Annotated in this window: 11 protein-coding genes; 3 read left to right on the top strand and 8 right to left on the bottom strand. The window is 74.5% G+C overall.

Going from position 1 to position 12406, the window contains the following annotated elements; genetic code table 11:
- Positions 1-41 precede the first annotated feature (41 nt).
- The 7 genes from ABD317_RS06255 to ABD317_RS06285 are packed head-to-tail and all read right to left on the bottom strand — an operon-like array spanning position 42 to position 7501.
- Positions 42-827, bottom strand: coding sequence for a 2,3-dihydro-2,3-dihydroxybenzoate dehydrogenase (locus tag ABD317_RS06255; RefSeq protein WP_027752507.1), 786 nt, complete (start codon positions 825-827; stop codon positions 42-44).
- Positions 827-2032 (bottom strand): FAD-dependent monooxygenase, encoded by a 1206-nt coding sequence (locus ABD317_RS06260; RefSeq protein WP_344288644.1) that lies wholly within the window; start codon positions 2030-2032, stop codon positions 827-829. The genes ABD317_RS06255 and ABD317_RS06260 overlap by 1 nt, the downstream gene beginning before the upstream one ends.
- Before the next feature lie 10 nt (positions 2033-2042).
- Positions 2043-3362, bottom strand: coding sequence for a phenylacetate--CoA ligase family protein (locus ABD317_RS06265; protein ID WP_344288645.1), 1320 nt, complete (start codon positions 3360-3362; stop codon positions 2043-2045).
- Positions 3359-4153, bottom strand: a complete 795-nt coding sequence (locus tag ABD317_RS06270) for an amidohydrolase family protein (RefSeq protein ID WP_344288646.1) — start codon at positions 4151-4153, stop codon at positions 3359-3361. The genes ABD317_RS06265 and ABD317_RS06270 overlap by 4 nt, the downstream gene beginning before the upstream one ends.
- Positions 4154-4164: 11 nt before the next feature.
- Positions 4165-5268 carry a 3-dehydroquinate synthase II family protein gene (locus tag ABD317_RS06275; protein ID WP_027752511.1) on the bottom strand — a complete coding sequence of 368 codons (1104 nt, stop codon included), beginning with the start codon at positions 5266-5268 and terminating at the stop codon, positions 4165-4167.
- Between the two features lie 54 nt (positions 5269-5322).
- Positions 5323-6213 carry a 2-amino-3,7-dideoxy-D-threo-hept-6-ulosonate synthase gene (locus ABD317_RS06280; RefSeq protein WP_234019836.1) on the bottom strand — a complete coding sequence of 297 codons (891 nt, stop codon included), beginning with the start codon at positions 6211-6213 and terminating at the stop codon, positions 5323-5325.
- Between the two features lie 16 nt (positions 6214-6229).
- Entirely contained in the window at positions 6230-7501 is a 1272-nt protein-coding gene (locus tag ABD317_RS06285) for an aspartate kinase (protein WP_344288648.1), read from the bottom strand.
- A 288-nt stretch (positions 7502-7789) separates the two neighbouring features.
- Here ABD317_RS06285 and ABD317_RS06290 point away from each other — a divergent pair, with 288 nt between their 5' ends.
- Together ABD317_RS06290 and ABD317_RS06295 are read left to right on the top strand one after the other, a co-directional pair.
- The gene (locus ABD317_RS06290) at positions 7790-8917 is read left to right on the top strand and encodes a sensor histidine kinase (protein ID WP_344288649.1); all 1128 of its coding nucleotides are present in this window, start codon (positions 7790-7792) and stop codon (positions 8915-8917) included.
- Positions 8914-9579, top strand: a complete 666-nt coding sequence (locus ABD317_RS06295; protein WP_344288650.1) for a response regulator — start codon at positions 8914-8916, stop codon at positions 9577-9579. The genes ABD317_RS06290 and ABD317_RS06295 overlap by 4 nt, the downstream gene beginning before the upstream one ends.
- Before the next feature lie 24 nt (positions 9580-9603).
- On the opposite strand, the gene ABD317_RS06300 is transcribed toward ABD317_RS06295, so the two are convergent.
- A complete protein-coding gene (locus ABD317_RS06300) occupies positions 9604-10494 on the bottom strand; it encodes an aromatic prenyltransferase (protein WP_027752515.1) in 891 nt (296 codons plus the stop codon).
- Between the two features lie 247 nt (positions 10495-10741).
- On the opposite strand from ABD317_RS06300, the gene ABD317_RS06305 reads away from it, so the two are divergent.
- A partial coding sequence (locus ABD317_RS06305; protein WP_344288652.1) for an AAA family ATPase occupies positions 10742-12406 on the top strand: 1665 nt, incomplete at its 3' end.

Raw genomic sequence — 12406 nt, forward strand, 5'->3', positions numbered from 1 at the left:
TTCCCTTCCTCAAGGGCCCGGAGGCCCGGGGGCCGGCGGCGTCATACGTGCAGGGAGGCGCCGCCGTCGACGTAGAGGTCGTGCATGGTGACGTGGCCCGCCTGGTCGGACACCAGGTAGGCGACGGCCTCCGCCACGTCCCGCGGCTGGGCGAGCTTGTGCAGCGGGATGCCCACCCGGTATTCCGCGGGCATGCCCTCGACCACCTCCCGCAGCTCCGGGTCGCCGACGTGCATGGCGCGCAGCATGGGGGTGTCCGTCGAGCCGGGCGAGACGACGTTGCAGCGGATGCCGTGGTCGGCCAGCTCCAGGCCCAGACAGCGGGTGAACTGGGCGGAGGCGGCCTTGGAGGCGGCGTACGCGGCCATCTCCGTACGCGGCACGCCGGCGGCGTTCGACGCCACGGTCACGATCGCGCCGCGCCCGCGGCGCACCATGCGCCGCGCCACCGCGCGCGAGACGTGGAACACGCCGCCGGCGTTCACCGCGAGGGTCTCGGCCCACTGCCGGTCCCGCAGCTCGACCACGCGGCCGGTGTGCATCACGCCGGCGGCGTTGACGAGGATGCCGACCGGCCCCAGCTCCTCCTCGACGCGCGCGACGGCCGCGTCGACCGCCGCGCTGTCGCACACGTCGACGGCGTACCCGCGCGCCGGCGTGCCGTCCGCCTCCAGCTTGGCGACGACCGTGGCGAGCTTCTCCGGGTTGCGGTCGGCGGCGGCGACGTGCGCTCCGGCGTCGGCCAGGGTCCTGGCCACCGCGGCGCCGATGCCCTGGGCCGCGCCGGTGACCAGGGCGACGGTCGACTCGATTCCGGTCAGTTCCATCATGAACTCCTGCTGGTCGTGGCGACTGCCTGCTCGGCGTCGTACCCGAACAGCCACTGGTGCCGGTCCAGCCCCGGCCCGGCCAGGGCGCCGGCGTCGCGGCGCCGCTGCGCGGCGCCGTCGGCCAGGTGGAAGGTGTCGGCGTTGGCGCGGGACTGGCGCTGGATCCGGGTGGTGCGGGGCAGGCGGATGCGCTCGTAGCGGTGCAGCGCCGCGCGCAGCCGGTCCCGGCCGGCGTCCGCGCCGGCCCCGGCGAGGCAGCGCGCGAGGACGACGGCGTCCTCGATCGCCTGGTTCGCTCCCTGCGCCTGGAACGGGAGCATCGGGTGGGCGGCGTCCCCGATGACGGCCACCCGGCCCCAGCTGAGCCGTTCGATGCTGTCGCGGTCGTGCAGGGCCCACCTGCTCACCGTCTGCGCCGCGTCGAGCAGCCGCGTGACGTCCTCGTGCCAGCCCTTGTACGCCGCCTGCAGCCCGAGGACGTCGCCCCGGGCCGACCAGGACTCCACCTCCCAGGAGGCCGCGGGCACGGTGGCGCCAAAGCTCAGCAGCCGGCCGCCGGAGACCGGGTAGCACACGCAGTGCTGGTCCGGTCCGAACCACAGCCGCACCCGCGGCTCGGCCGGCAGGTGCGGCACCCGCTCGACGGGCACCAGGCCGCGGTAGATCGTCTGCCCGGAGTAGCGCGGCCAGTCGGCCACGAACCACTCGCGGACCGCCGAGTGGATGCCGTCCGCGCCCACCGCCACGTCCGCGGCGACGGTCCGCCCGTCGGCCAGGTGCAGCCGGGCCTCCCCCTCGTCCTGGGTGACGGCGACGAGGCGGGCGCCGAGGTGCAGCCGGTCCGGCGGCAGCTGCGACAGCAGCGCGGCGTGCAGGTCCGCCCGGTGCACGGTGTAGTACGGGGCCCCGAAGCGGCGCAGGCACCTGTCGCCCAGCGGGGTGTGCTGCAGCATCAGGCCGTCGTCCCAGCGCCGCATCTCGATCGCCTCCGGCGCGACGGCGGCACCGCGCAGCCGGCCGCGCAGACCGAGGCGGTGGAGCAGCCGGGTCGCGTTGGGCGCCACCTGCACCCCCGCCCCGACCTCGGCCAGCTTCTCCGCCTGCTCGTAGACGTGGCAGTCCGCCCCGCCGCGCCGCAGGGCGGCGGCGAAGGCGAGGCCGGCGATCCCGGCGCCGACGACGGCGACCCTCATCTGCGACATGCCTTCCTCCTCAGTAGTAGAGGAGCGCTTTGCTCCAGTCCTCGTCGGGGCCGAACAGGCTGCGCGGCTTGACCACGTCGGGCATGTTCGTGAGCGCGTCGCGCGGGACCAGGGCCCCCGGCGGCAGCCCGGTGACGTCGGCGTCGACGCCGAACTCGGCGCGTACGCCCGCGGCGAGCGCCGCCTCGGCGTCCGCGCGGTGCTCCGGGGGGACCTCGACCTCGACGCGCAGCGACACCGGCTCGGCGCGGGCGCGCCAGAAGTACACCTGGTAGGCGTCGGGGAGGGAGAAGACGACCTCCTCCAGCCGGTGCTGGGTGACCTGCGCGTCGCCGACGCGGTGGCCGAACGCCGCCCGGCCCAGCACCCGGACCGTGGGCAGCTGCCAGCCGCAGTCGCAGTCGTCGTAGGCGACCTCGACGTCGTCCTCCAGGTTGTAGCGCAGCAGCGGCATGGCCTCGCGGTACAGCGGGGTGACGACCAGCTGCCCCGACCCCTCCGCGGCGACGTTCCCGGTCTGCGGGTCGTACACCTCGAACAGCGCCCGGTCGGCCCACAGGTGCATCCGCCCGTACGCGCACTCCCCGGCGAGGCTGCCGGTCTCCGTGGACCCGTACTCCTCGATGACCGGCACGCCCCACAGCCGGCTGATCCGCTGGCGGCGCGCGGTCGTCAGCGGCTCGCCGCCGACGAACAGCGCGCGCAGCGCGGGGAAGTCGGCCCCGGGGCGGTGTCCTGCGGCGGTGGCCGCGGCGGCCCAGATGAGGCACTCGGTCGGCACCGACCAGGTGAGGGTGACGCCGAGGTCGTGCAGGGTGCGCACCACGCGCGCGTACGGCATGGCCAGCGACCGGTTGTCGCCGGGCACGACGGTGGCGCCGTGCAGCCGGGCGGCGGCGTGCGCGAGGTGGCCGGTGAGGAGCAGCGCGTACGGGGTGCGGACCAGGAAGACGTCCGCGGCGGAGATGCCGATCCACTTGCGGGCGAAGCGCTCGGCGAGGTCGAGCCAGTCCTCCTGGGTGTAGTACGAGGGCGTGGGGCGGCCCGCGGTGCCGCTGGACTCGTGGTAGGTGGCCAGGCGTTCCCGCGGGACGCCGAGCATGCCGAACGGGTAGTTGTCCCGCAGGTCCTGCTTGGTCGTCAGCGGCAGGCCGGCGAGGTCGGCGGGGGTCGTGGGCAGGGCGGCAGACGTGGTCAGCCGGTGCCGGTAGAAGGGCGAGCGGGCGGCCCAGGCGACGGTCTGCGGGAGTTGCTTCTCCTGCAGGCCGCGCAGCTCCTCGGGGCCGTTCCACTGGCCGATGTGCGGCAGGGCCGACGTGGCGTCGGTCACGGTTTCTCCTCCCCCAGTAGTCGGTGGGCGTTCTCCCAGGCGATCTGCCGCCACTGCTCGGGCGGAGTGCCGATCGCGGCGAACTTGGCGAGCTCCACGGCCGGGTGCTGCAGCGGGAACTCGGTGCCGAACACCACCCGCGCGGCGCCGAGGCGGTCGATCGCCGCCTCGGCCACGCAGGTGTAGCCCCCGGAGGTCTCCAGCCGGATGCGGGGCTCGTCGCGGATCAGTGCGAGGGCGTGGAAGTCGATGTTGCCGATGCCGCTGTGCCCGAGCACGAAGTCCGTCCGGGGGAACCGGCGGGCCAGGGCGACGAGGTCGGCCACGCCCGCGCCGGGGCGGTCGAGGCACACGGTGTAGACGGGGTGGCCGAAGTCCGCGGCCACCTCGACGAGCGCGGCGACGCGCGGGTCGGTCAGCGCGACGCCGTGCACCGCCGGCGAGACCTCCAGGCCGCGGAACTCCGCGGCCCGCTCGCGGTACACCCCGGGCGGGCGGTGCGGGTTGGCGAACCAGAACGGCACCAGCCGCCCCTTGCCGTCCGGACCCGAACAGGCCGCCAGCACGGCGTCGTTGTCGGCGTCGGTCTCGACGTGCCCGCCCTCGACGAGCTGCCGGGCGAGGGTGTCGAGGTCGACCGTGCCGCCCGCGCACACCACCGCGCGCGTCAGGCCGTGCTCGTCCATCGCCGCGAGCAGCCGTCCGGCGGCGCCGGGCCGGGGCGCGAGGCGCACGTGGAAGTCCAGCACGGGCTGCGCGGTCGGCATGGTCGGCGCGGTCGGCGCGGTCATCGGGCCACCGCTCACTTCTCGATGCAGAACTCGTCGATGGGGTAGCCGACGTGCCGCTGCTCGACGGGCAGGTAGCCGAGGACCTTCGTCCCGGCCTTCAGGTCCGTGACGTTGAGCACCTCGCCACCGGGCCCGAGGACCCGTACGTGCCAGTCGTCCTGGACGATGAGGTTGACCGTCACCCCGGACGGCGCGACCGCGTCGATCGCGAGCAGCGGCCGGGTCTCGATCTTGACCCGGCCCACGGTGACGACACGGGACTTGCCCGCGGAGTCGACGGCGAGCACCTTGCCACCGGAGGTCAGCTCGCTGAGGTAGTTGGTGCGGCCCTCGGCGGAGAGCGTGTACGAGTGCAGCGCGCCGGCGTTGACGCGGAACGGGCGGGTCGGCATGTACGGCAGCGGGTGGGTCTCGCTGCAGCACAGGATCATGCCGGTGGAGTGCGAGCCGACGAGGATGCCCTCGTCCAGGCCGAAGTTGGTGCACGTGTCCACGCACGCCCGCTCGCCCATGCCGACCCGGCGGATGCCGGTGACCTCCAGCTCCACCAGCGACAGGTCCGCGGCGCGGCTGACCGCGGCGGCCCGCAGGTCCGTGGCCTCGCCGGGTGCCCGGGGGGCGAGCATCACGCCGTCCGAGCCGTGTTCGAGGACGCCGAAGACGATCTCCGCCTCCTCCACGTCGGCGACCCGGGTGACGATGCTGCCGTCGGCGCCGGCCGCGGCGGCGAGCACGATCTCCAGCGGGATCTTGGTGGGGTCGCGGAAGTCCAGCAGGCTCCACCGGTCGTAGCGGGCGGCGCGGCAGGCGTCGTCCAGGCTGTCGGCGTCGGTGATCTCGACGTAGCGGCCGAACTCCACGCCGGCGTGCGCGAGCGCCAGCTCGGCCGGGTCGCCGTGCCGGACGGGGTCGACGATGACGAGGTCGGCGGGCTCCAGCTGCTCCGGCAGCGGCCGGCCCTGCGGGAAGAGCACTTTCTTCACCGTCGGGGGCAGCGGCGCCAGGTCGGCCGGGTCGGCGGCCACGATGGCGTCGACCCGCTGGTGGATGGCTTCTTCGACGATGGCCTCCTTGGCCCCGTCAGCGTTTCGGATGTCCAGCCAGCACAGCTTCACGGATCACTCCTCAGAGCGGATGACGGTAGGGACGGGGTCGTGGCGGAACGGGCGTCACGAGGTGAGGGCGAGCCGGTCTCCCCCACCGGCCACACCCCCGTTGGCGGTGCCCCCTCCCCCACCGGCTACGCCCTCATTGGCGGGGGTGCCCCCATTTCGGCCCGGGGGGTGCCCGGGCGGGTGGACCAGCCGGGCGATCGCCGCGGCCGTGCGCCCGGGCTTCTCGGCCTGGAAGACGTTGCGGCCCATCGCCACCCCGGCCGCGCCGCCGCGCAGCGCGTCGGAGACGAACGACAGCACGGCCTCGGGGTCGGCCGCACGCGGACCGCCGGCGACGATCACGGGGATGGGGCAGGCCCGTACGACGTCGGCCATCTCCTCGGGGGTGCCCGCGTAGTCGGTCTTGACGACGTCGGCGCCGAGGTCGGCGGCGAGCAGCGCGGCGTGCGCCACCAGTTCGGCCGCGTGCGAGTCCGCGATCCCCGGCCCGCGGGCGTAGACCATGGCCAGCAGCGGCACGTTCCAGCGGTCGCACTCCCCGGCCACGGCGGCCAGGTCGGCCACCTGCCGGGCCTCCTGGCGGGAGCCCAGGTTGACGTGCACGCTGACGGCGTCGGCACCCGCCCGCACCGCCTCCTCGACGTGCGCCACCAGGTACTTGGCGTCCGGGTCCGGGGCGTGCCGGGTGCTCGCGTTCAGGTGCAGGATCAGCGACATGCCGCCGAACCAGCCGTGGTCAACGTGGCGCAGCGTGCCCTTGTGCAGGACGACGGCGTCGACGCCGGTGCCGGCCAGCTCGCCCAGCAGCGGGTCCAGCTCGCCGGGGCGCAGCGGCCCGTCGGTGACCGAGTGGTCGAGGGGGACGACGAGCAGCCGCCCGTCGCCCTCCCGGAAGAGGCGTCGCAGGCGCAGCCCGCGGCCGAACGAAGCGTTGAGTACAGCCACTTGTGTCCTGCCTCTCTCAAACGGTGGCGGAGCGGCCGGGGGCCGGCGGCACGGCGTCGCCGGGCGGCGCCGCCGCGAGCGAGAACTCGCGGTGCAGGGTCTCCACCGCGTCGGCCGTGCGCTCCCGCGGCACGATCACGGACAGCCGCATCTGGGAGGTGGAGATCCAGCTCGTCGGGATCCCGGCGGCGGCCAGCGCCCCCATCAGCCGCGCGGCGTACTCCGGGCGGCTGAGCAGGCCCATGCCGACCACGGAGACCTTGCCGACGTCCGTGTCGAAGTGCACGCCGCCGCCGAAGGAGGCCGCGACCTCGTGCAGCGCCTCGCGGACCCGGTCCGCCTCGCTGCGGCGGATCGTGAAGCCCATGCGGAACTCGTTCTCGTACGGTCCCGACCTGGCCACCAGGTCGACCACGGTCCCCCGGGCGGCCATCACGTCGAACACGTCGGGAGCGAGGTCCCGGCGGCTGTCCCGGCAGTGCACGAGCACCCGCGCGACGTCGGTGTCGTGGGTCACCGCCACGACCGCCCGCCGGGTCTCCAGCGGGCGGTCGTCCTGCCGCTCGGCGACCGTCGTACCCGGTGCCTGCGACGACACGTTCCTCACGCGCACTTCGACCCCTTCCATGGCGGCCAGCTCGATGCAGCGGGTGTGCAGGACGCGGGCGCCCGCGAACGCCATCTCCGCCATCACGCCGGGGTCGACCCACGGCAGGCAGCGGGCGGCGGGCAGCACGCGGGGGTCGGCGGTGAACACGCCGTCCACGTCGGTGTAGATCTCGCAGGTCGCCGCGCGCAGCCGCGCCGCGAGCGCCACGGCGCTGGTGTCGGAGCCGCCGCGGCCGAGGGTGGCGACGTCCCCGGCGCGGTCGACGCCCTGGAACCCGGTGACCACGGCCACCTGCCCGGCGGCCAGCGCGGCCCGCACCCGCTCGGCGCCGATGCCCGAGACGAGGGCGTCGCCGTGCCGGTCGGTGGTGCGGATGCCCGCCTGCCGGCCGGTGAACGAGACCGCCGGCACGCCCATGGCGTTCAGCGTCAGGGCCATCAGCGCCGCCGACTCCCCCTCGCCGACGGCCAGCAGCTGGTCCAGCTCCCGGGACTGCCCGCTGGCGCCGACGTCGGCCGCCAGCCGCAGCAGTTCGTCGGTCCGGCCGCCGCGGGCGGAGACGACCACGGCCACCGACGGGCTGCGCCGCCACGCCGCCTCGATACGCAGGGCGGCGCGACGCACGCGGTCGAGCGTCTGCAACGAGGTACCGCCGTATTTCTGGACGAGCACAGCCACAGTCGTTTCACCGCCTTCGTCGACCAGCTACGGCTCGACAGTAGGCGCGGCTTTCTGCCCGGCCCACTACTCGCCCGGGTAGTGGGCCGAATTCAGTGGGACACGCCATCGCGGCGGGCGTTACCGCGAACACGCGATGGGGCGCCGGGCCGTTCGGAATTCCGGCCCCGCAATTCCCCGGGAGCGCCGCGGCCACCGTAGTCGCGGCCGGACTACTGTGGGCGCGGTAGTCGGATACTCCTCCGCAAGTGGTACTCGGATACCCGGGACTGCCGTTATGGTGCTCGTATGAGCACACGGCTGTCCCAGGTCTGGGCCCGGGTCAAGACTTTGGTGATCGCTGTCTGCGTGGCGGCCGTGCTGCTGATCACCGGCCTGGCCGGGGAGCACACCGCCTCGGGTCTCGACCTGCTCGGCTACGGGCTGCTGGTGACCAGCGGCCTGGCGCTGGCCGGCAGCGCGCGGGCCCCCGTCCCGATCCTCGCCGTGACGGGGCTGTGCGTCGTCGGCTACAACGCCGCCGGCTTCGACGTGCCCGCCGTCGCCTACCTGTTCGCCGTCTACGCCGCCGTACGCTCCGGGCACCGGATCGTCGCGGTCGGCGTGAGCGTGGTGCTGGTGCTCACCCTCCCGTACGCCGTGATGGCCTCCCCCGACGGCCCCGCGGACGCCTTCGCGCAGGCCCGCGGCGTGCTCGAACTGGCCTGGCTGATCGCCGCCGGCGCCGCCGGCGAGGCGCTGCGGCAGGCCGAGCGGCGGGCGGACGAGGCCGAGCGCACCCGCGAGGAGACCGCGCGGCTGCGCGCCAGCGAGGAACGGCTGCACATAGCGCGGGAGCTGCACGACTCGCTCACCCACCAGATCTCGATCATCAAGGTGCAGTCCGAGGTCGCCGTCCATCTGGCCCGCAAGCGCGGCCAGGACGTCCCCGAGTCGCTGCTCGCGATCCAGGAGGCCGGCCGGGAGGCCACCCGGGAGCTGCGGGCGACGCTGGAGACGCTGCGCGACGAGGGCGAGGACGCCCCGGCGCACGGGCTCGACCACGTGCCCGAGCTGGTGGAGCGGACCCACGGCATAGGGCTGCACACGACGCTGACGATCGAGGGGCAGCGCCACGACGTGCCCGAGGCGGTGGACCGCACCGCCTACCGGATCGTGCAGGAGTCGCTCACCAACACCGCCCGGCACGCCGCGGCCTCCACCGCGTCGATCCGCATCTCCTACCTCCCCGGCGCCCTCGGCATCCGCATCGACGACAACGGGAAGGCCCTGCCCGGCGCGGCGGCCAAGCCCGGCGTCGGCCTGCTGGGGATGCGCGAGCGCGTCACCGCACTCGGCGGCAGCCTCCGCGCGGAGCCGCGCACCGAGGGCGGCTTCACCGTCCAGGCCGAACTCCCGGTGGCGAGGATCCCGTGATCCGTGTGCTGATGCTCGACGACCAGCCGCTGCTGCGCAGCGGGTTCCGCGCGCTGCTCGACGCCGAGGACGACATCGAGGTCGTGGCCGAGGCGGGCGACGGCAAAGAAGGGCTGGCCCTGGCCCGGGAGCACCTGCCGGACCTCGCGCTCGTGGACCTGTCGATGCCGGTGATGGACGGCATCGAGACGACGCGGCACATCGCCGCGGACCCGGCGCTGACCCACATCCACGTGGTGATCCTGACCAACTACGGCCTGGACGAGAACGTGTTCAACGCGCTGCGCGCCGGCGCCGCCGGGTTCCTGGTCAAGGACATCCTGCCGGAGGACCTGCTGCACGCGGTGCGCGTCGCCGCGCGCGGCGACGCGCTGCTGGCGCCGTCGATCACCCGCAGGCTGATCAACAAGTACGTGTCGCAGCCGCCGCTCGACCCGTCGGCAGTCAGCGGTCTGGAGGAGCTGACCAACCGCGAGCGCGAGGCGGTGGCGCTGGCCGCGCAGGGGCTGTCCAACGACCAGATCGCCGGCCGCATGGTGATCAGCCCGCTGACCGCGAAGACCCACATCAACCGGGCCATGTTCAAGCTGCACGCGCGCGACCGCGCCCAGCTGGTGGTCATCGCCTACGAGTCCGGGCTGGTGACCCCGCGCGGCCGGTGAGGAGAGCCCGCCGGACGCGGTCCGTCAGATGAAGTCCATCGTGCCGGGCTTCCAGCGGTAGTGCGATTCGAGCTTGTAGTACTCGCCCTCGGGCGCCACCGCGACGCCGTAGACGAACTTGCGGTCGCCGTCGTCGGCGGGGACGCCGCGGACGAACCGCTCGATCTCCGGCTCCACCGGCACCGGCAGCGCGGCCAGGTCCGCGGTGGTCACGGCGTAGCAGATCCGCTCGATCCGCGGCGAGTCCCAGCCGAGCGTGACGTACAGGCCGAACGCCTCGCGGCCGAGCTTCAGCATCTGCTCGCTCGGCCGCGCCATCCCCAGCTCGCGGAGCGTCGCGGTGATGGTACCGGGCTCGAAGAGCTGCGCGGGCACGTCGTTGAAGTAGACGTTGAGGGTGCGGTGGCCGTAGTCGACGCCGACGACGCCCACGCGGTCGGCGAGACCGTGGCGGGCGAAGAAGCCGGTGTGCTCGGCGAGGGCGCGGGGCATGGCCGGCAGGTCGGCGAACTTCGCGACCTCCTGCAGGTCGTCGGGGGTGAAGAAGGCGTAGACCTTCTTGAAGCCGCCGACGACGCCGAAGTCGATGCCGTGGCTGTCGACGTGGCAGCGCCCCTGCAGCTGTGCGAGCACCGCACCGACGGGATGGTCCGTCCGCCCGGCGAGGCCGGCCGCGAGCGCGGTGGCGTACGGGTCGCGCTCGTCCGGGTGCGTGGTGAAGCGGCAGTCCAGCTCCCCCGCGTGCCGGATGCTGGTCGCCACCCGGAAGGCGACGACGGTCGCGGCGTGTCCGAAGGCGTCCTCGTACGCGGCCAGGACGGGGCGGACCTTCTCGGGCGCGCACGGCACGCCCAGCGTCCGGGCCGACTGCTCGATGACTGCGTACAGCTCGTCCATCTCGGCGGTTGCGGACATGCGAAACCCCTTGTTCGGCGAGGAATGTGTTGCGGTACGTGTCGGGGGCTGCTGCGAATGCACGGTTTATCGGGTACGTAAAAAAGTAATCCCGCCGCCCGGCCCTGCCTACTACCCGGCCGAGTAGTGGCGGCTACCCGAGTTGTCGCGACCGCTTTCATTGACCGGCCATTGCCGCTCGATGACCATTAACGGCAGGGCTCATGGCACGTGTTCGAGAATTCTCCACGGCAACGCGGGGGCGATCATGGCACCACTCGTAGGGCGTGCGGGCACGCTGTCCGTGCTGGGCGGGCATCTGGACGCCGCGGCGCAGGGCCGCGGCGGCTGCGTCGTCGTCGAGGGCCCGCTGGGCATCGGCCGCAGCCGGCTGCTGCGGGCGACCGCCCGGGAGGGCGCCGAGCGCGGCCTGACCGTGGTCGGGGGACGCGCCGGCGGGAATAGGGGTACCCCCGCCAGTGAGGGCGTAGCCGGTGGGGGACGGCCGTTGCCCGTAGACCTGTTGACGAACTACCTGCGCCGGGTGCTGGCGACGGACGTGGACGACCTGGTCCGGCCGGACGGCAACCCCTTCCGGCTGATGGACCGGGTCGGCGAGCTGGTGGAGACCGCGGCGCGCCGGCATCCGCTCGTGGTCCTCCTGGACGACGTGCACCGGGTCGACGACATGGGCGGGCTGGCGCTGCGCGGGCTGGTGCAGTCGCTCGCCGGGTCCCCGGTGCTGTGGCTGCTCACCCGCAGGCCGGTGCCGACGCGGTCGCTCACCCAGCACGCCGTCGACCGGCTGATCGACGGCGCGGCGGTGCGGCTCCACCTCGGCGCGCTGGACAACGAGGCGGTGGCCGAGCTGTGCACGGGCCTGCTCGGCGCGAAGCCGGACTCGTCCGTGCTCGGCTGGGCGGCCCGCTGCGGGGGCAACCCGTGGCTGCTGACGAGGGTGTTCGACGCGCTGGTCACGGCGGGCCGGGTGGTGTTCGTGGACGGTACGGCCGCGGTGCTGGGCGAGCAGCTTCCCGACGCCGTGCTCGACACCGTGCGGAAGCTGGTGGACGGGTTGCCGACCGCGATGGCGCGGCTGCTCGTCGCCGGCGCGGGCATCGGGGAGGCGTTCACCGCCGCGCAGGCGGCGGCCCCGGCCGCGAGTGCGGACGAGGCCGTACGGACGGGGCTGCTGCAACGGCACGGCGAGGAGCTGGCGTTCGCTCACGGGGTGGTCGCGGAGGCGTTGCGCCACCCGGCACTCCGGCGGACCGGCCCGGTGCCCGGCCGGCCGACGGCGGCCGGGGAGGCGCTCCCGGGTCCGGCGCAGGCGTCCGGCACGCCAGAGACGGGCGGCTCCGCGCAGCCGCCCGGCCCGGTCATGGCCCCCGGCCAGGTGCCGGCCAACGGCCCGGCGGCGGCATCCGGCGCCCCGCAGGCGACCGGACCGACACCGGCCTACGACCTTGCGCAAGCGTCCGCCCCGGTACCGACCGCCGCCCCGGCAGCGGCACCCGGCACCCGGCAGGCGACCGGACCGCTGCCGGCCTACGGCCTTGCGCAACCGTCCGGCCCGGTGCCAACCTCCGGCGCGGCAGCGGCATCCGGCTCCCCGCAGACACACGACCCCGTACCGACCCCCGGCCCCGCGCAAGCCTCCGGCCCGGTACCCACCGCCGGCCCGGCAGCGGCATCCGGCACCCCGCAGGCGACCGGCCCGGCACCGGCCTACGCTCAGGCGTCGGCATCCGGCGCCGCGCCGGACCGCGTACCGGACGCGTACCGCCGACAGCCGCGCCCCCTGCCGCCGGAGGACTCCCCCGCCGTGCCGCCGCCGGCGGCCGTGTGCGGTTGCGAGGGCACGGTGGCCGCCGCCGTGGCGGCGCTGGCGGACCGTTCCGGCGCGGCGCCGCGCGCCCTGGCGCGGGCCCTG

Origin of the sequence: Streptomyces synnematoformans, from assembly GCF_039531005.1 — a bacterium.
Taxonomy (GTDB): domain Bacteria; phylum Actinomycetota; class Actinomycetes; order Streptomycetales; family Streptomycetaceae; genus Streptomyces; species Streptomyces synnematoformans.